This is a genomic window from Mesorhizobium sp. SP-1A, assembly GCF_032460275.1.
Classification (GTDB): Bacteria; Pseudomonadota; Alphaproteobacteria; order Rhizobiales; family Rhizobiaceae; genus Mesorhizobium.
Window position 1 is genome coordinate 1,033,949 of the sequence record NZ_JAVXZD010000002.1, and the last position, 25,260, is coordinate 1,059,208.

Here is a 25,260-nt window from a genome sequence, read left to right on the forward strand (position 1 = left end):
CGACGCGCTTTATTTTTGCGCCACGGAACCCCTTTGTCTGATACAGTAACCCATTGAAAATTCAACATTTTTCTATTTTTGTTGTTGACTTAATTCTTCCGGCATGCGATACATAGATCATCAAATGGACGCGTAGCTGAGTAGGTTTTAGCGGGGGACTTTTAATCCCCGTCTTACGTGGGTTCGAATCCCACCGCGTTCACCACTACGGACGCATAGCTCAGTTGGGAGAGCGACGGTCTCTTAAACCGCAGGTCCTCGGTTCGAACCCGAGTGCGTCCTCCACTTCCCCGCCGATTAGATTCCTGCAAATGATTGTGAAATAATCAAAGAGAAGAATTTCTCGGAGACTATTTATGGTAGGTATTATGAATATGATGATCTCTCGACAAGCAGCGAGGATTGCGACAGATAATGCCATGCAGACACGCATGAGAAGCGCAGCCATGTCTCAACATAGCGCGCAGGCACATGACAATGCTGTTGAAGCCAGTAAAGGAAAGTTAGTCTCTGGTTCACCGATCTTCATAACCCTAGACGAAATTGTGGGGTCTGACGAAATCAAAGGGCATCTGCTCGTCGATACGTTTGGGGTGAAAGCTGGTCAGCGGATCACATTAAAGCAGGCTATTGGCCATACCTCTGAGCGTAATTCCTTGAAAACAGCTATCGCTGGCAACGACTGGGTCGCACCGCTGGTCAAAGGTGACATCATCGGCTTCGAACGCGGATACGTTGAAAACAATAAAGTCATGGTTGGTGCCGTGGCAGCTCGCGTTCACGACAAACTTTTGGGTGAAGTGCAGGTTATGACCGCAATGACTAGGCCAACCAAAGCCGTCGTAAACAAGAAAGGCGCTTTGCAGTCTGGAATCATAGCTGACGGCGCAAAGGCGATGGTCGTGAATTCGGTCGAAGGTCTTCGGGCCGCTTTTGATCGGATCAAAAGTGAGCGCTGGCCAGGAGGCAACCCAGGCTTCATCATCCGTGATAACGATGGAAACACCGACACCTTCTTTCAGACGTCAGAGAAGACAATCGATCACCTGATCGAGGATTTGCTTCACGCAGACGTCGCCCCTGCTGCCGACTATCTACTCGAACTGATCCCAGCTTGGTCCCTTGCGATGGGCAAAGAACAGGTCATCAAGGACGTAAACCCGAAGAATGAAACAGGTAAGGCTGTCGTTGGAAAATTCAGTTCCCAGTACATGACGGGAAATGAAATCGGCTTTCTGCCATCACTGGTAGTTGTATCCATGGAAGAGGAGTGGGCATTTGGTGGCAAAACTGGGAAAATCATTCCGGTTATCTCTTCAATGGCACCTGTCTTCAAGCGTGATCCGGTAAGCACCGAGCGTCTTCCAACAAGCAAGCGTGCGTATGGTGGAACTCCGAACACAATCCTGAAGCTCTATGACGATGAAGCCCTGAAGCGTATGAACTCCGAACGCATTGATCGCCGTGGCTATGAAAACCCCGAACCTTCCAAGCCGTCGTCATCGGCAGGTCGGAAGTACGGCACTCCTTCAGGTGATCAGAATGACGAGGAAGATTACGACCGTCCATCTCCAAGGATGTCTTTCGGCCGGAGATGATCATGGAATTGAGCGACGCATCGGAAGCCGAGATTGATGCTTACACGACTGGCTCCTGCCATGTGCTCGCTCTCGCAATTCATGAGCTAACAGGCTGGAAAATGCTCGTCGTCCTCGATGATGGCGAGCCACACTGGGTAAATCCCGATGACGAAGACGACTATATCGCGGCTGTCTGCCATGTATTCTGCATCGACGATGACGAAATGGCTTGGGACATTCGAGGCCGCCGACCACTAGCAGATGTCCAAAACGAAATGGAAAACTGGCTTCACATACAATCCTACTCGGACGACAAATTGTCTTCCGCTGCTGAATTGATCGAAATCTATGTGGACGATGACAATGAGCTGGAAGTCGAGCGACCGCTCGCGCCATACACCGATATGGAACTGGCGGATGCAAAAATAGTCGCACAAAGGCTTCTCGATCAATTAAACATAGCACCAGCATGGCTATCCGACATCTGAGGTTGATGCAGGTTCCTGATTCAATGCTCCGTACCTGCCGGATGCAATTGCATCTGGCCCAGCAGAGGAAGCTCCACAGGCGTTGACAGGAATTACTCCTGTCCGTTCGGGCATAGCCTGCCCTACGTAGTTTAATCCATAATTGCGCAGATTAAGCGCTGCATTTAAGTCGCGATCTGCGACATTCCCACACGAATCGCACCGATAGGTGCGTTCGTGAAGGCGGAGACGGTCTTCTCCGCTTCTCAAATTCCCACAGGCCGAACATTTCTGAGTGGATGGTTCAAACTGTCCGACCTTGAGGTGTGTTTTGCCTGCCCAATCGGCCTTGTAGCTGATCTGGCGAATGGCCTCACCCCATCCTGCATCGGAGATGGAACGGGCAAGGCGTTTGTTTTTCACCATGCCCTTGATGTTGAGATCTTCGGTCACAATGATATTGGCACGACGCACAAGAGCCGTTGTCGCCTGATGCAGAGCATCAGCGCGATAATCGGCCACCTTGGCGTGGATGACAGCCACACGAGCGGCCTGACGGCGTCGGTTGGCACTGCCCTTTTTGCGCCGCGCCGCGCCAGGATGCGCTGCGCCCGTCTCAGTCGCTTCTGCGCTTTGCTCAATCTGCGTGGGTTGGCAACAACAACGCCATCCGAACAGACCATCAGCGCCTTAAGCCCAACATCAATGCCGATGACTGCATCAGCCGAGACAGATGATGCGTCTGCCACATTAATGATCTGCTCAACCTCGCACTGAACGACACACCACCATGTTCCAGCTCGTTGCGATACAGTCGCGGATAAAATGCGGCCTTCGGGCAATCGTCCTGCACGGAACTTCACACCCTGCTTCATTTTGGGCAAAACGACGCGATTGTCCTCGATGCGCAAACCTTGATTTACGACATAAAAAGCTTCTCTCGAAACGCCACGTTTCTTGAAGCGCGGGAAACCCGCGCCCTCTTTGAAACATTTCTTCAGAGCCTGATCGAGATTCCGACAAACGCGTTGCAATGAATTGGACGGAGCTGCTGCAAGCCACGGATATTCTCGTTTAAGCCCAGGCAACAATTCCTGCATCTCGAAGCGGAAAATGAATTTTTTTTCTGCTTGGTATTTCTTCTGCTGTAGATCGAGCAGGTAATTCCATAACCAACGGCATGATCCAGCAAAACGAGCCAATGCGTCCGCCTGTTCAACAGTCGGATATAGCTTCAGCCTGTATGCTTTCTGGATTAATGCCAATGCCAATGTTCTCGGTTTGTCCTAATTAAGAACTGAACTCATCAGTCAGTTCTGTCAATAGATTAAAAATGTCCTGTCAACCTAAGATGTCGGATAGCCACCAGCATTAAAGTGAAAGGGCGCTCATAGCGCCCTTTTTCGTGTCACATCTTCAGCGTGGAAACCGCTTCAGGTTCAGTCTCGTTGGCCGCAACCAATATAGGGTCCAACTGAAGCTTCAGGTATTTGCCACCGTCATCGACATAGCGGCCAAAGCTTGCTTCGTCGGCATACAATCCCTTCTCCAGAAGGCCTTCGTAGTGCTGATCGAAGTGTTTCAGCCACGCAGCCTTCTTGTCTTCTGGAGCGTTTTCGAGATTTGCATGAGTCCACTCTTTCAGCTGTGCTTTAGAGATATGGAGCGACACAGGAGGGGTTCTACCAACAAAACAAGTGGCCTCCCCAGTGCGGCGTCCGCTAGCCTGTCCATTCACGAGCCAAGTCACATCGCGTGCGTGAGTGCCGTAGAGCACCGAACGAGCCGTAATAACTCCGTACTGAAAACTCTCAAATGGGATAGCAATTACCTTTTCTCCCCGAGCACCTTTGATACGGCCCTTGAAATTAAAATGGCGATCTTCCAAACGGATCGGAGCGTCGGAAATGGTAATACCAAGGCCGTGATCCTCAGACAGTTTTTCGATATATGCGCGCAGTTGGGATTGAGTGAATTTCGTCATTTGAGCATTCCAAATTTTCAATCAGATTGAGTGCTGAAGTCGCAATCAACAAGCCTAGCCTCTGGCAAAGAGCTTAGCGATATCCTCATTCTTCAGGAACGCAACGGTTGGCCTGCCGTGGTTGCAATAAGAAGCATTGGGGGTCGCCTCGATTTCACGAAGCAGCAGGTCAGCTCGTTCCGGTGTCAGATCGTCACCAGCCTTGATAGCCGCCTTACAGGCCGCTGTCGCCAACTTCTCCCACAACGCCTCTTTCAAAGCGCCAGCGCCAACACCATCGACCGCACAGCGAACGACCAGAGTGACAAGCGACTTAGGCGAGACATCGGCTAGGACACTCGGCACCGAGATCAGTTGGACAACTTCTCCAACGACGCGTGTCTTGAAGCCAAGTTCAGCATACACCCCGGCCGCTTCATCAACACAGGCCGCATCCGAGAATGAGACTTCCGTTGAGACAGGCTCTGGATAGACGAACGCAGGGATCGTGATGCCATCCATGTGCTGCTTCAAACGCTCCAGAATGACTCGCTCGTGGGCGGCATGCTGGTCAATGATGACAATGCCATCTGCGGTCTCGGATATCAGCCACGAGCCATTCGTCTGGCCAACAAACTGTCCGAGCGGCAGACGACGGCGATCATCAACGCCAATGTCGTTCTCTGCGGCAAGCGTACGAGCGAGATCGGGAAGAGAGACTGGCGAACGCAGTCCGGAATGATCAAGCGCGTGCTCAACTGCCTGTCTCACGGCCGCCGCCACATCGTTAGGTCGCATAAAACGCACCTCAGCCTTCCGAGGGTGAACATTGATGTCGACCAGGCTGGAAGGAAGGGTGATGGCAATGTAGGCCTGCGGGTGCCTTCCAGGGCCGATCAAGGAGGCATAGGCGGCCTGAACAGCAGCCTTCAGCATCTTGTCGGCAACAGGGCGTCCGTTTACTGAAAGACGAATGCCAGATGCGTCAGAGCGCGCAGCAGTAGGGATGCAGGTGACTCCGTCGATACGGATATCACCGACCTGATGAGCCACTTCGATACCGTTCCCTTGGAAATCCTTGCCCAGAACGTCAGCGCAGCGATCCTTGATGCTCTCACGTGCCTGATAGCGGCCCTCGGTGCCATTGACCGTAAAACGGAAATCGACATTCGGAAAACAAAGCGCAATCGCAGCCAAGACCTCACGAATGGCGGCCGCCTCAGCCTTTGCTGATTTCTGGAATTTTTGTCGAGCTGGATGCCGTCCGAAGAGATCTGAGACCTCCACGATTGTACCGTATTGCCCAGCTGAAGGTCGTGGCCCTTGCAGAACCCCATGACGGCTTGTCATCACAAATGCGCAATCCATCTCGGCAGTTCGAGAGATAATCGAGACGTCCGCGACCGTCGCGATGGAAGGCAAAGCTTCTCCACGATAGCCCAACGTCGAAACTTTCAGAATGTCGTCATCCGTCAGTTTGGATGTCGCATGCCGATGCATCGAAAGGGCCAAATCCTCCACATCCATGCCGCGACCATCATCAAACACCTTGATATGTTCAAGCGCTGGTCCACGAACCGAGACCGTGACCGATTTAGCGCCAGCATCGACTGCATTCTCAACGAGTTCTTTAACGACTGAGGCTGATCTCTCGACAACCTCGCCAGCAGCAATTCTGGATGAGATGTGAGGCAGCAAAACTCTTATTTTCATTAGGTGACCGGAAGCTTCGTGCAGTGGTCCTCAAACATCTTGAGCGATTTTATCACATCACGAGGAGCTACGCCCTTGGCAACGCAGGCCTCTTTGATTGCAACAACAAGCGCTCGTCCCCGATCCGTACAGACAACGATAGCGTTTCGCTTATCCGAAGGATCTTGACGACGTTCGATAAAACCACCGTCCTGCAGTGACTTTAGGGCGTAAGAAGCGTTCGAACCGACATAGTGACCACGTTTGACCAGATCATTCACGCGAGCTTCATTTTCACCAACCGAAACCAAGAAAAGCAGGTTGGTGATCGACATAGTGTCGGCTGCATGCGCAATTAGAATTGGCTTGGAAAAATCCGCAAAGACACGCAAGCCGCGATCCATAGCAATCGCAACTTCCGACCAGTCAAATGGCTGTCTATTGTCGGACATTAATGATCCTTAATTCGACATCTTCACAATTAGGATCAAAGAAACAAACGGGATTGGCAACCGCCGGTGCCGGATTTGCCTATAAATAAGCCGAATTTCGACCCTTTAATCCCGACATATTGATGATTTTATCAGGGCAATCCAAAAAAAAACGAAACCCCGGGAGGAGCGGTATTTCACGCCTGTCCCAGGGTTCTATCTCTTTCACGGCCGTCCGAAAAACGGATTTTTCGACCCGGTGATCGTGATTACATTGGCATTCTGACCCTTGCTCGCACAAATAACAAGGGAAATTACTTTAGTTGGAAGATGCCTCAGGCAAACCTGTGCCTGCCTGCGGGACTTCACCTTTATCGATCAGAAAAGCGACCATTTCATCATGCGAAACGGGCCATCCATTTTCGGCTTTCTCATGGTTGTGTGCGAATAAATATTTGGCACCAAGATGATTTGCTAAGCTTAATTGCAACCATCCATCCGTCCATTCGTTCAAGGGAACATCTTGAGGGTGTCGTGTCTTGGGCATCAGTTTCTCTTTTCAATTAGGAGCTTTGCCGTCGAAGAAGGCCTTGATCATCACTGTATGCGTGGGGAACGCCGCTTCGACAGGAGATTTCACCCATTCTACGCTCAGAATTTCGCTGTCGAAGTTTGGGTCAAAATCATCGGCGATTTCGGTGTACTGCCCGAAAGCAAGATTGATAGAGCCTTCCCCGACCGTGACGAGATCACGGATAACGATCTTCGAAGGATCGAGTGCAAGACCAGTTTCTTCGAGGACCTCGCGGGCGGCAGCTTCCTGCCATGTTTCACCCTTGACGTGGAACCCGCCAGGTAAGGCCAGTTTGCCAAAGCCGTCCTTCAGACCTCTGCGGATAACAACCAATCCCGACTGGGTTTCCACAAGGAGCACCGCAACCGTTGGAGGGTTCTCATACCGCTCCACAAGGGCAGGGCGGTCGGTGCGACGGATCTCCGTCCCAACCACTTCGAAATGACCGTCTTTCGTCAAGGCATCTGCAAGCGATGAAAGAATGTCCTTCATCTGTGAGTGCATGATGAAATCAGAACGCTCCTCACTCGACGTCAGATAGACCAACTGGTCCCGGATCGTGACCATATCAATCACGGCCTTCATCCCAGGTTTAGTCAATGTTCCGCGAAGACCTTCGGCGGCCATATGCACATAGCCATCGAAACCACCCACCTGAAGCATCTCAGTGCTGCTAGAATCAACAAGCAGACGATCCGTCAGGGTAAACTGATGTCCGTTCTGATCGACCGACATCTCATAAATCAGAAACGATACAACATGATCGTATGGGTGGTTTTCCATTAATCACCTGAAGATATCTACATAATCGTCTTCGAAGCCGAAGGCGAAAGACTGAGAATTCCTACTGACCACACCAATCTTTTGCTGTTCACAAAAAGGAGCAATCAGATACTCGAAATTCGACTGCTGAAGGAACACGCCTTTGAAACCAGTCGTAGGCTTGGTGATTTCAAGAATTTTCCTTGGACGCGTCACAGCCACATAAAGCACGCGCTTTTCTTCCTCGATTTCCTCGTACCCATTGGCGTAAGCCGATGGTATGTGGCCCTGAATAAAGGAAGGAATATAAACCACGTCCCATTCCAGCCCCTTCGCTGAATGAACAGTAGAAATTGTCACAGGGTTTTCTTCCTGCATTTCCCCTGTAATTTCACGCTTTTTATCAATCGAATAGTCGAGTGACATAGTCGAGAGGAAGCTATCAAGGCTTTCCTGACCTTCGGCGAGGCCAATTACAGCGTTGATGTCGCTCTTGCGACTGCTCCAGTCGTCATAACGAAGCTTGAACAGGTCTTCAACGACAGCCATTGCGCGTTCCAGTATTTCGACAGGCGGGCCGCCCGCAGCCAAAATCCGATATGCTTCCGAAATGGGGCCTGCATCTGGGCTTTTCTTACACATATCCATGATGATTTCGCACGGATCACCGAGGAATGATTCCGAAACTGCGTCAGCAATCTTGTTGTAAACCTGCGAAGCCTTCTTCTCGCCGACTGTGCGAGCCATAGTCAGCACGCGAAGCCATGCGGGTTCATCCAACGGGTTTGCTGCACAACGAGCCATGCAAAGCATGTCCTTAATGTGCGCCGCATCATTGATCTTGATGCCCCCAGAGACCTTATAAGGAATCCGACGTCGAACCAGTTCAGCTTCAATGTGTCGAGCCGTATTCATCGACCTAACAAGGATCGCCTGCTCCCCGAGGTCGACACCGTCGACCTTGCGGTCAAGGATTTTGTCGGCGATGTATTTTGCCTCGGTCTCATAATCCACGACCTGAGTCATGATAGGAGTTTCACCGACAGCGCCTGGGGCTGGAAGCAGTTCACGATCAAAGCGCTCGCGCATGTCGCGGTCGACTGCGTTTGCTATCGTAAGAATCTCTTCTGTTGAACGATAATTGGTGTTGAGCTTAATCGTCGTCGCATGCGGCCAACGCTCGATGAACTCAAACATTGTGCGAGGAGCAGCACCTCGGAATGCATAGATCGACTGCGCAGGATCACCAACGACCATGACGTTCGGGCTTTCGCCACCGAGCTTCGCCACGATAGAGCACTGGATAGCATTCGAATCCTGATCTTCATCGACCAGAACATACCTGAAGCGTTTGCGCACAGCCTCTCCGATGGCCGGATGGTCCATCATGTTGTCCCAAGCAACCAGCAAGTCGTCGTAATCCAGAAGCCCGCGCGTGCGCTTGTAAGTCTTGTACTCGTCCGAACACTTCTGGAAGAAGTCGACGGCATAGGAAAATTCGGGGAAGCGGTCGTGGACCACATCGTCCAGCTGGCGCTTCGTATTGACCGAGAACGAATGAGCTTTTGCCAGGGCCGACCCCTTCGGCATGTTCTCATCCTTGCCACCAAGAGAGACGGCGATTTTCTTGAAAGCCGACGTCACATCGTCTGGATCAAGGAATGTCGGCTTTTCTGGCAGACGGAACATGCGATGGTTTTCAAGGACCAACCTGTGCGCAATCGAGTGATACGTACCGCCAACAACGTCAGCTGCCGCAGGCGTGATGCGCTTAGCGCGGTCCAGCATGTTCTTGGCCGCAAAACGCGTAAAGGTCAGAAGCAAAATCGAGGAAGGCTCGATCCCCGCCTCGACAAGAGCTGCAACACGGCGGGACAAGACCGTGGTCTTGCCCGAACCCGCGCCAGCAACCACGAGATATGCGCCGTCGACCGCTTCGGCCGCCTGGCGTTGTTCCTTGTTCAGACCCTGAAGGATGTCCTCTCTGCCCATAAATTACCCCGTTACTGCTAGTGCAAACTTTCGCTCCGCGATCACTGGCTCAGCACCATCGACGAGGACATCTGCAAGATTTTCGATCAACGACAAATTCGGAAGCTGGACCTGTTCAACGCTGGAGCGCTCGATTGGTCCAGATGGACGATGTTTTTCAGGGATGCGAGCCAGCTCTTCGGGTGTCAGTTCTCTCATCACTTTCACCCGCCTTACGAAAGCGCCACACCGGAAGTCTTCGGGGAATCCATCAAATTCCAGCCCGCGTTCGGACATCATCTCGCGCTGTTCACGGGATGAACGCCCACTAAGTTCGTTTGGCGAGCAGACCGAACGGGCTGCCATGCTGACAGCATTCCGACGCGCATCCAGCTCACGCCAAAGGATCGCCTTGGCAGCCAGATCAAGGGTCGGAAAAGCGATTGCGCGACCATCAAAAGAGGGCAAGCGATCACCAATCAGGTCAGGAAACAGTTCAAGCCCCTTCATGAGGAAATGAGCCGTCACGTGAGCCGCAAAGCGACTGGCCAACTTCTCGTACCGAGCACTGCAAGGCAACTCCTGATCTGGACTATAAAGCAGGAAGCTGATTTCATCTGATTGCGTGTAGCCGATCCGGCAGTTGAATTCCTCAACTGTAGACTTTGTCGCGTGGATCATCGCCGCAGAAATGCGCGCGTCAAATGGCTTCGTCGCATTCCGCGTGAACTTCGAAAAAGAGGCCCCGTCAACGCGCACAACAATCGGCTCGCCAATGTTCGCTGCGCGATCAGAGTTCAATTTCTCATACGCTTTGATCTCATCACCGAGAACGTCGTCCACTTTACCCATTCCAATCTCCAAACTCGGGCAAGAAAGACCCGTTACAAGCTTTTATTAAATCCCTCGAAAAAATAAAATTGTCAACTTAATTGCGCTTGGTTCCTTGCATTAAATTCGATAATTATTATCAGGCAAAAATACGAAAAAGCGAATGAAAGAAATATGAGAAAGCTGATTATTACTCGTGGCCAGCCTGGTTCTGGCAAGTCCCACGCTCTCAAGGCAATTGGAATGGAACAATGGACCCTGTCCGCCGACAACATTCGGTCGACAATCGCAGCTCCATTCCTGACGAGTGAGGGTCAGATGATTGTCAATCAAGACGTCTCATCCCGCGCTTTCATGATGCTCAATCAATTCGCTGCAGAACGGATGTCACGTGGCGAAACATTGGCGATTGACTCGACCCTCATCGAGCGCTCGAACTTGAAGCATTTGGCGGAGATGGCGAAGCCTCATCGCTACCAAATCGCCGTGCTCGACATGTCGACCATCCCGCTTGAGTTGACGCTCAAGCAAAACAGCGAGCGGCAGGAGATCAATCGAGTTCCTGAATTCAAAATTCGAGAAATGCATGCAAAGCTATTGGAAGCTGGTATTCGAGATGATGTCGATGACATCACTATTATTAGCGGCAAGGAAGACGGTAGCCACATTGCCGAGCTGGATGCGTGGTTGCGTGAGCCTGTTCATGACTTCAGCGACCGCTACAAAGGCGTAATTCACATTGGCGATCTCCAAGGCTGCTTCACCGTTCTCGCGGGAGAGGGCGGCCCGCTGGCGAATGGATTTGACGACGACTACAAGTATGTCTTTGTTGGAGACCTGCTTGATCGTGGCATTGAAAACGGCCAGGTGATGCGCTGGTTCGTCGACAATGCTCTTTCACGGGAAAACGTCACCCTTCTCTGGGGTAATCACGAAGACCATCTCGACCGATGGGCGCGTGGTGAAGATGCTATAAGCGGTGAATTCGCCCTCAGAACGCTTCCACAGCTTCTGGAAGCAGGGATCACTCCTGCAGACGCTGAAGCTGTCTGTCAGAAGGCTAAGGAATTTCTTCAGTACAATTTCAAGGGCGCTGAGGTTCTCGTTACCCACGCTGGCTTAAGCACGTTCCCTGATAAACCGCACCTGATTTCTCTGGATCAATACTCCCATGGCACGGGCTATTGGGAAGATCCGATTGATGAGCAGTTCGAGCGCAACAGCAAGCGAGGATTCCAGGTTCATGGACACCGCAATCACGGCAACGTCGATATTGCGGCCACTGAACACTCCTTCAATCTCGAAGACTCAGTCGAACACGGCGGAAATCTGCGAATTTGCACTCTCGATGGCAATGGTTGGAGCACCAATGCATTCCGCAACTATGTCTATCGCCCGCTCAAGGAACGTCTAGCTCTCGAAACCCAGATCACAGAAGTTAGAAAGGCCCAACGCAAGATGCTGCCTCATTGGATTATCAAGCCTGACGGCAAGTCGACGGAATTGGACGCAAGCCTCCTGAAGTCTATGCACGAGCATGAAGGCGTTCGTCAAAAGGCGAGCGAACGTTTCCCGCACGTATATTCGCTAAATTTCACCAAGAAGGTTTTTTATGACCGTTCATGGGATGATGTTGTGGTGAAGGCTCGCGGCCTATTTGTCGACCGGGAAACGAGCAAAATCGTTTCTCGCGGATATGACAAATTTTTTAATGTAGGCGAGCGAGAAGAAACTGAGCTTACCAATCTCGCAAAGAATCTGCGATTCCCGATCAGGCTTTATGTGAAGTACAACGGCTTTCTCGGAAATATGGGCTACGACGAAAAAACAGACAGCTTATTCGTCGCTTCGAAGTCTACGCCAGATGGAGATTTTGCAGATATTTTCAGCAATATTATCGCTCAGCAGCTGACCAGCGTTCAGCAGGAAAAACTACGTCGATATCTTCGCGACACTGAATCGTCGATGACGTGGGAGGTCATTGATCCAGTCAATGACCCGCATATGATCGAATATGACGAGCCGAAAATCGTACTGTTGGATATAATTCATCGTTCTTCAGATTTTGAGAAAGCGAGCTTTGACGTGGTTGAAGCCGTTGGCCGTAAATTCGGTCTCGAAACGAAGAAACTGGCGATGACATTCCAGAATGCCGCTGCCTTCGCTGGCTGGTACAAGAAGGCGACCACCGACATGAACTACCGCGTAGGCGGAGAACATGTGGAAGGCTTGGTTATCGAAGACGCGGCTGGGTATATGACGAAGGTAAAGCTACCATTTTACGCGTTCTGGAAGCAGATGCGTGGCGTGAAGGATCGTATTGTTGCATCCCGCGACAAGGGAACGGAATTCACGTGGTCACATACCCGTAAACCAGATGGTGAGCAGCCTGATGATGCCGAGATCGAGCTTGCTCATAGCTTCCGCGATTGGTGCCTGACGCAGGACAGCGACACATTGAAGGCCGATATCATTACTCTTCGCAAGGCTTACGAAGCGCATTTGGAATACAGCCAGGAGCTATCTGGCCCTTCGCTTTAATTAATTGCGGCGGTGTCACACGGATAGGAAGCAGATGGATTTTAGTAGTTGGAATATGCGGCGCAGGCTGATCGACAAAGATTTTCGTGCGGATTTGGAGGCCAACATTGAATGCGGGCCATTCGATGGTGGCTGCGTTATCGTTGCGCAAGCTCTAAAAGCAGTCATTGGCGGCGAAATTGTCGGTCTGGTGGACAAGGACGATACAGTTGGCCATGCTGTCGTTCACTTGGATGGAAAACTCTGGGATTACGATGGCCCGATGCCGTCAGAAGCATTTATCGCGCGTTTTAATCGCCTGGAAGCGCCATGGAAATGCGTCGGATATCGGAAGTTTCGAGACACTGATCTTGAACTGGCTTATCGCGATGACGAACTGGTCGGACGCTTGGTTGAGTTATTTCGTCGAATGATGCCGGATTTGGCAAGGCAAGAAGTGCCGTCATCCGCTCGCGATGAAGATCCACAACACACCGATTATACGCCCAGGTTTGGGCCATCATAATGTTCAGCCCTTGGATGAACTCGGAACATTTCGCTAGCTGGCCAAGACCATATCTATTGTTGATGACGAAAAAACCCATCTTTTGGATGCCGGTGGCATTGTGTTGTATGTTCGCAACGAACATTCAAATAAAGGCTTCTCATCATGCTTAAATCGATACTAGTTGCGGCACTTATTTCGACGTCACTGAGTTCAGTTGCATACGCTGACACGAAAGGCCCCATCCGATCCGTAGTTCTCTCTTCGGGGGGTCTCGCTGAAATTCACAGAACGGCCTCCATCAAGGATGATGGAAAAATCCTCATTGAAGTTCCCCTTGATCAGGTCGACGATATTTTGAAAAGCCTAATCGTGAAGGACAAGGAAGGCACCGTGAAAGGGATTTCTCTCGCTGGTCCAGAGCCAGTCGAAGAAACATTCCGGACACTACCGTTCTCGGCTGGAGACCTGCAGAGCCTTCCACAGTTGCTCTCCAACCTTCAGGGAGCCAAGGTGTCTGTCACATCATCCGGCCAGGCGCTTCAAGGCAAAGTTTTTGGTGTGACATCAACGCAGAGTGAAAAACGAGGCGTTCAATATGTTCTCAGTTTGCTGACCACGTCAGGTAAGTTGACCAGCATGCCGCTGGATACTTCGACGGAAGTCATCATTGAAGACCCAGACATCCAAGCAAAAATCACGGCCGCAGTTGACGCAGCAGGGAAGGGGAAATCTGATGGTTCACGCGTTATAGCCATCGAGATGGGCGGCAAAGGCAACCGTGACATCGATGTTTCCTACGTCGTCTCGGCTCCTGTCTGGAAAACAGCATATCGAGTGGTGGTTGGGGACGACAAGAAGACGCGCATTCAGTCATGGGCCATACTTGAAAACGCCAGCGGTGAAGACTGGAAAGATGTCTCAATCACCCTGTCGTCAGGCGCTCCTGTAACACTCAAACAGCGTCTCCACCAACGCATCTGGAAGGATCGGGCAGAGGTCGCCATCAGCACAACAGCAAACGCAGCCCCAAGGGTGGATCGAGGTGAACTAGCGAGGCGCAATAGCGCCAGCAGCATAGGTGCAAAAGCGGCAATAGCCCCGATGCCAACCATGCAAGCGGCCGGAGCCATGGCCTTCGGTAGTGCTGAAGTCGCAAGCTACGATATGGCGAAAGCCGAAGTCTCCGATGCAGTGGAAAACGACATCTCGACCTCGTTCACCCTCAAAGGATCGCACGATGTCACGAATGGCGACACGCTTTCAGTACCTATCATCGATCAGGACGTCGATGCAGAACTCGTTTCCGTCTACACTATGCATCAGTCATCCGAGAATCCCGTCGCTGCGATCATGTTCAAGAACTCGACGGGCGCTGGTCTGCCAGCGGGCATCCTGACGGTCTATGACAAGCACAACGGCTATGTGGGCGATGCACAACTACCAAGCCTCGCGCCTGATGAAACCAGGTTTGCAAGCTTTGCTACCGACAAGAAAGTGACTGTCACCCCCGACGCGAAGAACGGCCGAACCATCCGGTCCATCAAAGTCGTCGACGGTGTGATCACGACTTCAGGCGTCATGAGAAATTCGACCACTTACACAGTCTCAACGGCACCAGATGCGGAACGAGCCGTCATCATTGAACATCCGAAATTGAGCGGCTGGAGGTTCATTTCAGACGCCGACGTCACTGAAACGACGACCCATTATCGCATAAAGGTCAAAGCGCCAGCAGGAGAGCGCACAACGGTCACCGTCGTGGATGAGATGAAGCTTGACGAGAGCTACACTGTCGGCGACATCAACTCCTCCATGATAGCGATGTGGGCCAACGACACCACGGACGAGACCCTGAAGGCAAAGCTCGAAGAATTGGCTGACCTCAAACAGAAGCAGATTGACGCTCAGTTTAGAGTGGAGGACCTGAATAGACAGATTGACGTCATCTACAAGCAGCAGACCCGCATCCGCCAAAACCTGTCTGCAGTGCCGACAACAAGCGACATGCATAAGAAGTATCTCCAGGCCTTGGAAGCTTCAGAGGACGATCTCAAGAAACTCGAAGCGGACTCAGAGGAGAGCATCCAGACATTAAATCGCTGGAAGACGACAGTAGATGATGTCGTGAGAACCTTCTGAATTGATGCTTGCATGCCAGCAAACCAATATGAAGGCATGACCAAAGGAGTGCTGTGCCTTCATTATTGAGCCGAGCAACAGAAAACCCGTTTCTCTACACAACATTCCTCTATCTCTTCTGATGGAGCCAGAAAACGCGTCTAGTCACGAGGAGGAGATGCTGAAGCTTGCCCTGTCTGGAGAGACATGGAACGGCGAAGCCCTTCACAATCCGCTTGAACTACTCAGAAATCATGCCAATCGGACTCTTAAGAAGCGGCACAGGTTCAATGCTTTCTCAGAAAGTGGATACGTATGGATCAGCCCAAAAGAACCGGATGAAGATGGGATCATTGCCATCTATGAAGAGGGGGCTAGGAAGTTTGTCGGTGGCATCAGCAAGCATTGGATCGCTGTTAATGAAGCCCACCATGGAGTTGGCCTCGGAGCAGAGTTATTCATTCGAGCTTTCGACGCGATGATCAAACATCCAGATACAATGAACGTTGGGCACAAGCTGACAAAAGCAGGTCGAGCATGCCTCAAGAAGGCTCATAGGATCGCGATTGGACGCGCTATCGACAACGGTTTCGAAGTGCCAAACGAAGTCCTGGCAGATTATCCAGAATTCACTGTTAGCCCGTCAATTTGACTCGCGGTCTGGACGCGGAGTCGGAACGGGTATGTTTTCCAGCGTTATGTTCTCGGCTTCCATGGCCGCCTGTTCAACCACAGGAGTGATTGCAGCCTTTGCAATCTTAGTGTCCTCGTAAAGGACTGGAGCAGGCAGGTGGGACACTATGAGGTTCCAAGGGCCTATCGAACCAAGACCACGGCCAAGCTTCGAAAATTCCGGCTGTATCGCTATTGCGCCGTGCATCAGGTGAGCAACAGGGGCATCGCTCTTTATCTGAGCGAAAGCGGCGTTCGAGGTGACTACGTTACCAGATATGCCCATGCCTATGAAGGCAATAGCCATGACTGAGAAACCGAGGGCGTGGCGAACGCCAGTGTTTATGAACTGAAGCTTCGTCCGGCTAGCCAAGACCTGTATGAGATAGGTCGAGAACTTGTATATGTGCAACATCGCACCTGCTATCGAAAGAAGGATGGCCATCACCGGAACCTGGATCATTTTCACTGCATTGGTCCCGAGCTTCTCGAACTCGTTGCCATTCGCAAACTGCGTGGCAGGCGCATCAAACGCACGAGCAAAAATGTCGGCATTACTAGAAGCAAGCGGCTCATAGACCAGCTTTGAAAAATCTGCATCGGACATCGTATCGCTCAGAGGGATGGATGACTTCGGAAGTTTGAACACCGAGCGAAGCTTGTTGTGAACGGCGGGATGGCTGAAGAATTCCTCAAACCCGAGGTCGGGGTCTATTACAGAACCAAACTGTTCACGTATGCCCTTATCAAAAGATGCCCTAACTTCGACCTTGTACTTCTTGCCGAATTCATAGGCGAACACATCGCGATCAAGTGGGTTCTGCTTATTCGTAAAGTGCAGGCCGTGTTTGCGGAATTCAGTACGAGCAACCTCAGCCTTCTTTTCCTTGTCATACCAGTACCACAAGCCATTCGCCTTCTTCCTAGCAGCGTCTTCAAACTTGCTTACGGCCCTGTTGGCTTCGCGGTCCAATTCCTGAAGAGCTTCGTGATACTTGCCAACAGCAACCTGGTATTTAGCATATATCTCCTTAGCTACCGTGCGGCTCTCAGTGGAGAATAGCTTGCGGCCAGCTTCTAGGCTGCCAAGCGCACGATAAGCTTCCTCACGTATCATGTCTTTAAGAGTGACATTCGACATTTCAAACAGCTCGTCAGTGGATGCGCCAAGCGAAGGTATTGCAGACACAAACGTAAGCCAGTCATTGGAGTTGCTCATAGCGATATCGCCAAATCCGTTCTGAGCTATCTGACGCTTTACAACATTCGTCTGAAATGCAACGCGGCGCTGCTCAGGCGTGCTGGAAGCACCCAGATAGTCGGCAATGTAGTTCAGAGCGTTAAAGGTGCCGCCAATTGATAGCGACGTCCAAACTGCAATCCAGAAAGCGTTGCGAAACTTGGAACGCCTGAAGTTTATGCGAGGAAGAACAATCGCGCCCACAACAAAGATTGCAACCGCACAACCAGTCAGAATGCGACCAAAAACCTCGATGTCATCGATGTCCGACATCGAAGGGTTACCACCCATGAATTCGATCAAATGAACAGAGAAAGGAACTTCAATAGTCAGATATGCTAAGGTAACGGCCAGCATTACATAGACATAGACGGGAACTTTCTTGTTCGAGGTTGAGAAATTCAAAATCGGCTCCTTTAATGGGGCCAATATATCCAGGTTCAAGAATTATGCAACAATAAAAATTGACAAACTCAATAAAAATATAGGCTTATGGGAGTTCACGGGCGTTCAAACAATTAAATACGAGGCTGAATACCGAGCCTGATCTCGTCGTACACTTCTGCTCTCTCAAGGAGAGCGCCACCGCAAGCGGGATCGTTTATAGCCGAGTTAAGGGCACAAACAGAATCTTCGGTAGCCTCAAAACATAGAATGGAGAAATCTGCGCTCAATCCGGCATCAGTTGATGCATTTTCTGCAAAGTCTTCAAACACCTGCATGATACGAGCGACGTTGGTTACATCGCCATGTGCGATCATCTGGTTAGCAGAGTTGTCCCATCCGATAGACAGTAATTCGCCAATATGGCAGACGTAATCCTGTTTGCCACTCGGTCTGTTCTTCACAACTAAGTCACCAATAATTTCATAATCTGCAGACATGTAGATACTGCCTTACCTTTTGAACTAAGAAAATAATGCCGAGCTTTCTTGAAAAACAAAAGGGAAATCATATTCCCACATGGACATTGCGGGTATCTACAATCGAAAGCCGAAAGACGAAGACTGAGGTCAATTACCCTTTCCTTCAGTCTTCGAATGGATAAATGTCTACATCGCAAAAGCTGACACCAAGAGGGTTTGGAGACGGCAGCGGAATGTTCTTTCCTGCTCTCGACGAATAGACATACTCGGGGATCGGCCGCATGGGTTTGCTGTCGGCAGGAGCCATCGTCGTCCCTGGTATCATTTCAAGGGCATCCCGAGAGACATTGCCGGACGGAACAGCTCGCAAAGATTCCACGCGAGTAATCGTGATCTTGTGTTGCGCCAAGACTGGGGAAGAAAAAGCCGCAAGTGAAGCCACGATGAGAACAAGCCTAGAGAGCATTCCCGCGAACCTCCAAAATTGCATAGTCGACAACAGCCTTGAGATAGCGCACGCCAACAAGCGCTCGACCGCGAGAAGGCATGCTCTCTTGAACGGTATCGAAAATCTCGTAGGCCCGGTGTGCTTCGACTCCCAAAAAGCCAAGTAACCGCCCTACGCTTTCGATTTCATAATCACGCTTCACATCAGCCGCTCGATGAAGCTCAGCGAGCCAATCGGAATCAGCCTCTGGAGAGTCAGAAAAGACTTTCTTTCCTTTGAAGGACTGATTGAGCCGAGCAGCCACCCTTACCGGGTGCAAGCCTTTCATCGTAAGCGTCTGCAGCGACAAGCCATGCATGGCTTCAGCATCAACATCCCATCGACTCGTATCCCAATGTTTCGACGGATCAATAATTAGGTGCCCAAAAACATCATCAACCAGCCAACCGACCTCGACTGGAAATGAACCCTTCATCAGACCGCTGGCTTCAACGTCAATTAGAGCCGACTTTTTCCAAATATCTGGAACGGACATGCGCAGCCTACCTATTCACCCTCCAAGTATGGAGAAAAATGTTGAATAAATGATATTCTGCGATGATAAATTACGAAAAAATCATCTGCAAATGAAAAGAGAAAATATCCGAGAAAGAGGCTAAATCTTGATCGCTGGAGCTTCTTCAATATCTTCAGCTTCCGGCTCTCTCCCCATCCATAAGGTAGTTGCCAAAATGCGATCTTCATTAGAAGGATCAAGCGCTTCATTCGAAGCCCAATCCAAAAACTCAGAGTAGCCGCTACCGTGGGGTGGAGGAGGTGCCGAACGACCAAACCACTTCGAACTCCGCTTTACCTCTCGCTCAGGAGCCGAAGTCGCCAACGAACGAGACGAAGTCGACAGATCGTCGGTATCCTCCGGCTTAGTTCCAGGTCGTCTAAGTTTAAGCGCCATTACAACCTCCTGGTAGCGGGGCCGCTATTCATTATCTCAGTGATCAGTTCCTCTTTTGAGAGCGTAAAGCCGGAGTCGATCCACTTGGTCTTGGCCTCATTCAGAGCCGCACCCATACCGGGACCCTTGTCCACGACACCTACGAGATCACGGCCTTTAAGGGGGAATACCGGAATATCGCCAGCCAACGCCTTTGCGGCCGCGTGAGCGCCCAGCGCGGAAAGAATTGGACAAGCGACAGTAGGATCAAGGCCGTTCACTGCCTCAGTCAGCCAGTAGTGTGGGTCGTACTCAGCTGCAGCGAGGACCTGAGTTGCCGCAACAGCGTCCTTCAGCTCGGCATTCGACAATTTCCAGCGAGTTCCAAGCTCTTCGGCATAGCCCTCATGCCCTGAGAGGATGCCCAACATCACCGATGGCCGCGCGCCGAACTCTCTGGCATCAGACGCTATCCCGATATTATCCTCGTCAATCGGCAGACCAATGACCTGGGCAACGCCCAAGTCTGCCATGGGCCGCAGCTGCTTCGTGCCATTCGAATGCTGCAAGACCTTTGATATTTCGCTCCAGACACGCTCGACCGAAATACCGGAAAGCCCATGGGCTGTGTCTTTGATCGCCTGCAGGTCATGCTCCGTCTCTTCGCCACCAAAACGAGCACGAAAGCGAAAGAAGCGCAGGATGCGCAGGTAATCCTCTTCAATACGCTCGCGCGCATCGCCGACAAACCTGACGCGGCCTTCATCGAGATCCTTCAAGCCTCCAAAATAGTCATGCACCTGCCCGTCGAGAGAGGCCGACATCGCGTTGAAGGTGAAATCGCGGCGAGCCGCATCTTCCGCGAAGTCAGTGACATACTCCACAGTCGCATGACGCCCATCAGTCTCAACGTCTTTCCGGAGCGTCGTGACTTCATAGCCAACGTCTTCATACACGATGGTGACGGTACCATGTTGCAGACCAGTCGGAATAACCCGATAGCCCTTACGCGCGGCCAGTTCCATTACGACCTCGGGCAGAGCGTCTGTAGCAAGGTCCATATCTTTCGGTTGCATGCCGACAACCATGTCACGCACAGCACCTCCGACCAAGCGGGACTGAAATCCACCTGCCGAAAGGAGATCACCAATTGCATGGATGCCACGATCCGATATCGAGATTTTCATGTTTACCTCAAATTGCTTATGTCGAATGTAACCGAACATGACGAAATTACCTACGGCCAAAAACGCGATCCTTGACTGAGGCGGCGACATTTATTAAACACGTATGGAAACCTTGGAGTAAAACATGAACGGCATGCAGCACATTCTGCGCACTGAAGAACGTCGGGAGGACGATACCACCCGGCGGTAGCCGTTTATCGGCGGCCGTCAAGCACGCGGCCGCTCAAAAAGATATCTGAATTCTTTTTTAGGGGTCGCGTTTTGCGGCCCCTTTTTATTTTCCAGGTTCAAACCTGAAACCAACCAGAAAGGAGAACACGATGCCGGAAGGCGACGACGATAGCGACGAACGAGAACGTGAAGAAACCAAATTGCAGCGCATTTTTACCGAGGCCTAAAGGCAGCGAACGATGAAGCTTGCGCCTAGAACTAAGTCATTGAAATAATTATCTTTTTTGGATTTTTGTTGTTGACGCCGATTTTGCAGTATGTCATATATAGATCATCAAGAACGAAGAAGAACGAGCTGACCAACAAACTCAGCAAGATCGAAATTGATAAGCCGCCATCTTCTAGTGGTTAGGATGCTGCCCTCTCAAGGCGGTGACGCGAGTTCGAACCTCGCTGGCGGTACCAGACAAAAAAGGCTGTGTAGCTCAGTGGTTAGAGCACCTGACTGTCGATCAGGGTGTCGTGGGTTCGATTCCCATCATGGCCGCCATGTGTCGCTGTCGTCTAATGGTTAGGACGTCTGATTTTCAATCAGAAAATGGGAGTTCGATTCTCCTCAGCGGTACCAAATTACCACCAATGAATTCTATTCACATTGAATTCATGGAAGCAGCCAGACGTCGGCTATTACATTGCATCCATCCATTAAATGAAAAAGGCCCCGAAGGGCCTCAATCCTATTCTTCTTTACCGCCTCCAGATTCACCACCAGATTGAGGTGGTGTCGGTGTCTTAGGTTTACTGGACATCGTTTTCTGAGGCATAATGGGAGCTTTAGCCATGGCCATGCCAGCGCCAACCATCGCGGTAGTTGCCGCCTGAGTTTCATGACCATCGTTGTAGCCATTTCCACCCTGGAAGCCCATCCAATGCCCAACACGATCTGCAATGGTTGGAATAAGACCAAAAAGACGAAGCGTCAAATGCCACTGCATCCAACAGAACATAACCCATGAAACAAGCCATTTAACAAAGTTAATGTAATCAAACACACCGCCATTGCTTTGTGAATAAAACGATTCGTCCCAAATAGTTGCCAAAGAGCCGAGCAAAGTCGGCAACAACAACAAGCCACCAATAAATGCCAGCATGCCGATTGCGGGACGAAGGAAGAGATTAAATACCAAAGTAGCACCAGGCGCTTGGTTTCTGTCAAAGAATTCTTGGCCGTCCATTCGAATAAATGCGAACGACCAAAGAACCGCAGCAATTGACGCTTCTAAGAACATGATCAGCCAAGACATGCCCATGATGAACACCATGATCATAGGGATCATAGGCAAAACCCATGTATGCAGAATTCCAAGAATAAGAAGAATCAAGACTGCATACGAGACCCACTGACTAGCATAAACCCAAGTACCTTTCAAAGCACCCGCAACAAAAGCGGCACCAGGAATCCAGCCTGTATATCCATTTGAACCTTCTTGAGCGGCAGCCTCTGCACCAGCAGACAATGCCATGGCAGCAGCCATTATACCAAATGCCCACGCGAGAAATATCTGTCCCCTGGAGATCATTCCACCGACTGGGTCAGCACTCAATTGTTCCACACTTGGAAGGTCTTGGAAATTTATAACGCTTCCGAATAGACCTGAGAAAAGCTCGCCGCCGTCTGACGCCATCTGCGTGCCCTCTTCAGCCATGTTAACGCCGTCGAGATTACGTGCACTATAGACAGAGGCCATTGCCGCCTCGAACGCTTCCATATAAGAGCTACCTGGAGCGGGAATAGTTTTATACGGTAGAGTATTAGCCAATGATGAGGTTACACCAGCTATCTTAGAAAGTTCTCTTTCATAAGAACCTGCAACCATAAATCCATATTTTTCGATACGCTGCGCAAGAGCCTTAGCCTGCTTATCTCTATTTTCATCGCCTGAGAATACCTCATGCACCGCAGCGGCAACTTTCCGATTCCATTCTGATGCCAGCTTCTGCATTGTTGGACCTATATCGCGAGGAAGAACACCCGAGTCTTCAAGTGCACGAGATACCTGCAATCCAGTTTTATCTTTATACGATGTCTTCCCAAAATAGTCACCAAACTTAATCTGTGACTTTTCAGGGAATGTAGCGCGAAAGCCTTCGATCAACTCTTTTGTTGCGGCATCTCTAGCTTTATGAAATTTTTCAAGTTTATTACCATCAACGACAATAACACTGCCTGCATCTTGTTTCGCAGTCTTAAACCCAATAGAGCCACATGATCCATAAGACCAAGTCGTTGTCATAGTGCCGCCAGTCCAACTTTCGCGAGGATCAAATCCGATCTTCGGAGTTTGCGAAGGGTCTGGCAGTGGGATTTCGCCAGAGATACCAATCCATGATGCACGATAGAGGCCGTTCCTAACTGCAACACAAATTTCTCTCTCAATAATATCGCGAACCAAAGGCCCGCCGCTCATTGATGCAACGTGTATATCACCGCCATTTTTTCCCAAATGGGTTATATACGCCGTGATTGGAGCGTTGCCCATATTAACAGCAGCTCGGCCAATAACCTCTTTTAGAACATAGTGGACTGATGAAAAACCTCCAGCGATTGGAATCATCATTCCAAAGCCCAAAACGACTCGTAATGGTGCCCAAATTTGGTGGTATCTCTCACCTAACACTTTCCCGCTATATGCCGAGGAAACAATACCAATTATAATGTGCCACCCCAAAAAGAGCGCGCCCAAAAGGCCAAGCATCGAGGTAAACGTAGCAAAGGCTTGCCCGAAACCGCTGTCTGTTCCGGTAGCGAATAAGACCTCAAGCCATCGATAGGCCATATCTTCGGTTTTGCCGTCGTTTCCAATAGTGCCTGGCAAGGCTAACAAATCAGTTGTCATGAAACACACCCTTTTTTGGCGTTTACAAAATGATAAGTTAAGAAGACGCAAATCGCAATTACAGATTTATTTTCAAAATATCCAAAAAATAAGTTGACAAGCCTTCTATATGCAAATATATATGCCTCATCCCAATCGCTGTGGGACAAAAAAGGAGACGAACAAATGCGTAAACTCATAAAGACGGCCATAATAGGAATATCGCTCGCAATAGTTGCTGGTGCCATGATAGGCAGTTGGGGTGCTATACATCACGCGCATAACCGCTACGGCGCAGCTCCTGCGGCTCAGTCGGCTTCGGCGGAGATATGCAAGGACTACAACGAAAAGGGTTTTTTCGGAAAGATGATCGATTGGAGTGCAAGAGGTTGGTGCGATTAAAAGAAAGTACGTTAACAGTTAAAGAGCAATAAATGGCGACCAATCTCAGCGGTCGCCATTTTTCTTTGGTAAGATGTCACCGCTTATAAGATAATTAATTATCGTGTCTAGCCTTCTATTTCTAACCATCCAGTTTGTATAACTGTGCTTAACAATCAAGGGAATGGTTATCAACAAAGGCGCAAAACGCATAAGTCCGTCTGCATATGTTTTGTATCCCACATACAAAAATGAAAAAGAAATCAGAATTGCGCCAACTAGGGAAAGTATCGAATACAGGATTGCACTTTTCCATGTGTTTGCAATTATATGCGCCAAATCGCTTTCTGATTTGTTATGTAATTGCATGGACCATTCGAATCGTTCAGCAGGGCTTCCTCCTTCCTCCAGTGAGGGTGTATCATCGCCAGCCATCAATGACGACCATAAATTTTGTACGTTTCGAAACGACTGGATCCCATTATCAACTACCGACGAAACCGATTTTTTAATTACCGGATATCCACTCAAATAACCAAGCTTGCTGTTTTTCCAATCTTGAGTGCCAGCCAAGTCTTCAAGTACGATTTTTTTTGCTAGTGTTTTAGCGTCATTCTCATCCGACAATGACTGAGGATGCTGCTTTTTTTTATTAATATCAGACATATGACTCTCTCTCATAACCCCATTAAGATAGGGCGCTTAAATACATTAATCTGCCAATTATGTTGACATTGGAGATTGGTTTACTTTATAATATCGAGCAATTAGGAGTGAAATCAAATGAAAGATTCTGACAACGTTGCCCGCCTGGAAGCGCTTCGCCCAAAATACGAGCAATTTCGTGATCTAAAAATTCGAACTGGCGCTGAATTGGAGCGTGCCGAGGCTGATCTTCAGGCCGCTCGCGATCAGGCAATTGCAGTTGCTGGCACTGATAACGAAGACGAAATCCGTCAGAAAATTCTTCAGAATTACGAGGAAAATACGAAGCGCGTCGACGAATTCAGTTCGGTTCTAGAAACCATTGCGTCCAAGCTTGCTGCTGTCGAGGGTGGCGCTTGAGGTGAC

24 protein-coding genes and 5 tRNA genes are annotated in these 25,260 nt (G+C 50.2%); 12 read left to right on the forward strand and 17 right to left on the reverse strand.

Going from position 1 to position 25,260, the window contains the following annotated elements:
* The first annotated feature begins 126 nt into the window (after positions 1-126).
* The 4 genes from QU595_RS14110 to QU595_RS14125 all read left to right on the forward strand — a co-directional run bounded on the left by QU595_RS14110 (position 127) and on the right by QU595_RS14125 (position 2,068).
* Positions 127-205, forward strand: a tRNA-Lys gene (locus QU595_RS14110).
* Positions 206-209: 4 nt separating this feature from the next.
* Positions 210-285: transfer RNA gene (locus tag QU595_RS14115), tRNA-Lys, on the forward strand.
* 71 nt (positions 286-356) lie between these two features.
* The gene (locus QU595_RS14120) at positions 357-1,598 is read left to right on the forward strand and encodes a hypothetical protein (RefSeq protein ID WP_315922969.1); all 1,242 of its coding nucleotides are present in this window, start codon (positions 357-359) and stop codon (positions 1,596-1,598) included.
* A gap of 2 nt (positions 1,599-1,600) precedes the next feature.
* Positions 1,601-2,068, forward strand: a complete 468-nt coding sequence (locus tag QU595_RS14125) for a hypothetical protein (protein WP_315922971.1) — start codon at positions 1,601-1,603, stop codon at positions 2,066-2,068.
* Here QU595_RS14125 and QU595_RS14130 read toward each other — a convergent pair.
* The 9 genes from QU595_RS14130 to QU595_RS14170 form a co-directional block, all read right to left on the reverse strand.
* Positions 2,054-2,590 (reverse strand): transposase, encoded by a 537-nt coding sequence (locus QU595_RS14130; RefSeq protein ID WP_315922973.1) that lies wholly within the window; start codon positions 2,588-2,590, stop codon positions 2,054-2,056. The two genes, QU595_RS14125 and QU595_RS14130, sit on opposite strands and share 15 nt — an antisense overlap.
* The gene (locus QU595_RS14135) at positions 2,497-3,318 is read right to left on the reverse strand and encodes a transposase (protein WP_315922975.1); all 822 of its coding nucleotides are present in this window, start codon (positions 3,316-3,318) and stop codon (positions 2,497-2,499) included. Before QU595_RS14135 ends, QU595_RS14130 begins: the two co-directional genes overlap by 94 nt.
* A 137-nt stretch (positions 3,319-3,455) precedes the next feature.
* A complete protein-coding gene (locus QU595_RS14140; RefSeq protein ID WP_315922977.1) occupies positions 3,456-4,031 on the reverse strand; it encodes a hypothetical protein in 576 nt (191 codons plus the stop codon).
* Positions 4,032-4,085: 54 nt separating this feature from the next.
* Positions 4,086-5,723, reverse strand: coding sequence for a DNA mismatch repair endonuclease MutL (gene mutL / locus QU595_RS14145; RefSeq protein WP_315922979.1), 1,638 nt, complete (start codon positions 5,721-5,723; stop codon positions 4,086-4,088).
* Complete coding sequence (locus QU595_RS14150; RefSeq protein WP_315922981.1) at positions 5,723-6,154, reverse strand: MarR family transcriptional regulator; 432 nt, start codon at positions 6,152-6,154, stop codon at positions 5,723-5,725. The genes mutL and QU595_RS14150 overlap by 1 nt, the downstream gene beginning before the upstream one ends.
* A 298-nt stretch (positions 6,155-6,452) precedes the next feature.
* A complete protein-coding gene (locus tag QU595_RS14155) occupies positions 6,453-6,680 on the reverse strand; it encodes a hypothetical protein (RefSeq protein WP_315922983.1) in 228 nt (75 codons plus the stop codon).
* Between the two features lie 12 nt (positions 6,681-6,692).
* Positions 6,693-7,490 carry an NUDIX domain-containing protein gene (locus QU595_RS14160; RefSeq protein ID WP_315922984.1) on the reverse strand — a complete coding sequence of 266 codons (798 nt, stop codon included), beginning with the start codon at positions 7,488-7,490 and terminating at the stop codon, positions 6,693-6,695.
* Between the two features lie 3 nt (positions 7,491-7,493).
* Positions 7,494-9,461, reverse strand: coding sequence for an ATP-dependent helicase (locus tag QU595_RS14165; protein WP_315922986.1), 1,968 nt, complete (start codon positions 9,459-9,461; stop codon positions 7,494-7,496).
* A 3-nt stretch (positions 9,462-9,464) separates the two neighbouring features.
* Complete coding sequence (locus tag QU595_RS14170; RefSeq protein WP_315922988.1) at positions 9,465-10,292, reverse strand: tRNA(His) guanylyltransferase Thg1 family protein; 828 nt, start codon at positions 10,290-10,292, stop codon at positions 9,465-9,467.
* A gap of 153 nt (positions 10,293-10,445) precedes the next feature.
* On the opposite strand from QU595_RS14170, the gene QU595_RS14175 reads away from it, so the two are divergent.
* The 4 genes from QU595_RS14175 (at position 10,446) to QU595_RS14190 (ending at position 16,069) form a co-directional block, all read left to right on the forward strand.
* Entirely contained in the window at positions 10,446-12,812 is a 2,367-nt protein-coding gene (locus QU595_RS14175; RefSeq protein WP_315922990.1) for an RNA ligase, read from the forward strand.
* Positions 12,813-12,846: 34 nt separating this feature from the next.
* Positions 12,847-13,317 carry a hypothetical protein gene (locus QU595_RS14180; protein ID WP_315922992.1) on the forward strand — a complete coding sequence of 157 codons (471 nt, stop codon included), beginning with the start codon at positions 12,847-12,849 and terminating at the stop codon, positions 13,315-13,317.
* A 144-nt stretch (positions 13,318-13,461) separates the two neighbouring features.
* Complete coding sequence (locus tag QU595_RS14185; RefSeq protein ID WP_315922994.1) at positions 13,462-15,438, forward strand: DUF4139 domain-containing protein; 1,977 nt, start codon at positions 13,462-13,464, stop codon at positions 15,436-15,438.
* A gap of 157 nt (positions 15,439-15,595) precedes the next feature.
* Positions 15,596-16,069 carry a hypothetical protein gene (locus QU595_RS14190; protein ID WP_315922996.1) on the forward strand — a complete coding sequence of 158 codons (474 nt, stop codon included), beginning with the start codon at positions 15,596-15,598 and terminating at the stop codon, positions 16,067-16,069.
* On the opposite strand, the gene QU595_RS14195 is transcribed toward QU595_RS14190, so the two are convergent.
* The 6 genes from QU595_RS14195 to QU595_RS14220 all read right to left on the reverse strand — a co-directional run bounded on the left by QU595_RS14195 (position 16,061) and on the right by QU595_RS14220 (position 20,821).
* Positions 16,061-17,734: a hypothetical protein gene (locus QU595_RS14195; RefSeq protein ID WP_315922997.1), complete on the reverse strand. Its 1,674-nt coding sequence runs from the start codon at positions 17,732-17,734 to the stop codon at positions 16,061-16,063. The two genes, QU595_RS14190 and QU595_RS14195, sit on opposite strands and share 9 nt — an antisense overlap.
* Positions 17,735-17,847: 113 nt before the next feature.
* A complete protein-coding gene (locus tag QU595_RS14200; protein WP_315922999.1) occupies positions 17,848-18,213 on the reverse strand; it encodes a hypothetical protein in 366 nt (121 codons plus the stop codon).
* Between the two features lie 145 nt (positions 18,214-18,358).
* Complete coding sequence (locus QU595_RS14205; protein ID WP_315923001.1) at positions 18,359-18,661, reverse strand: hypothetical protein; 303 nt, start codon at positions 18,659-18,661, stop codon at positions 18,359-18,361.
* Positions 18,651-19,178 (reverse strand): hypothetical protein, encoded by a 528-nt coding sequence (locus QU595_RS14210; RefSeq protein WP_315923003.1) that lies wholly within the window; start codon positions 19,176-19,178, stop codon positions 18,651-18,653. Before QU595_RS14210 ends, QU595_RS14205 begins: the two co-directional genes overlap by 11 nt.
* Positions 19,179-19,298: 120 nt before the next feature.
* A complete protein-coding gene (locus QU595_RS14215) occupies positions 19,299-19,595 on the reverse strand; it encodes a hypothetical protein (RefSeq protein WP_315923005.1) in 297 nt (98 codons plus the stop codon).
* Positions 19,595-20,821, reverse strand: coding sequence for a CCA tRNA nucleotidyltransferase (locus QU595_RS14220; protein ID WP_315923007.1), 1,227 nt, complete (start codon positions 20,819-20,821; stop codon positions 19,595-19,597). Before QU595_RS14220 ends, QU595_RS14215 begins: the two co-directional genes overlap by 1 nt.
* A 501-nt stretch (positions 20,822-21,322) precedes the next feature.
* On the opposite strand from QU595_RS14220, the gene QU595_RS14225 reads away from it, so the two are divergent.
* The 3 genes from QU595_RS14225 to QU595_RS14235 all read left to right on the forward strand — a co-directional run bounded on the left by QU595_RS14225 (position 21,323) and on the right by QU595_RS14235 (position 21,560).
* Positions 21,323-21,397: transfer RNA gene (locus QU595_RS14225), tRNA-Glu, on the forward strand.
* 9 nt (positions 21,398-21,406) lie between these two features.
* Positions 21,407-21,482 (forward strand) — tRNA-Asp (locus QU595_RS14230).
* A gap of 3 nt (positions 21,483-21,485) precedes the next feature.
* Positions 21,486-21,560, forward strand: a tRNA-Glu gene (locus QU595_RS14235).
* Positions 21,561-21,669: 109 nt separating this feature from the next.
* Here QU595_RS14235 and QU595_RS14240 read toward each other — a convergent pair.
* Positions 21,670-23,829, reverse strand: a complete 2,160-nt coding sequence (locus tag QU595_RS14240; protein ID WP_315923009.1) for a DotA/TraY family protein — start codon at positions 23,827-23,829, stop codon at positions 21,670-21,672.
* A 426-nt stretch (positions 23,830-24,255) separates the two neighbouring features.
* Positions 24,256-24,855 carry a hypothetical protein gene (locus QU595_RS14245; RefSeq protein WP_315923011.1) on the reverse strand — a complete coding sequence of 200 codons (600 nt, stop codon included), beginning with the start codon at positions 24,853-24,855 and terminating at the stop codon, positions 24,256-24,258.
* A 117-nt stretch (positions 24,856-24,972) separates the two neighbouring features.
* Here QU595_RS14245 and QU595_RS14250 point away from each other — a divergent pair, with 117 nt between their 5' ends.
* A complete protein-coding gene (locus tag QU595_RS14250; protein ID WP_315923013.1) occupies positions 24,973-25,254 on the forward strand; it encodes a hypothetical protein in 282 nt (93 codons plus the stop codon).
* Positions 25,255-25,260: the final 6 nt, after the last annotated feature.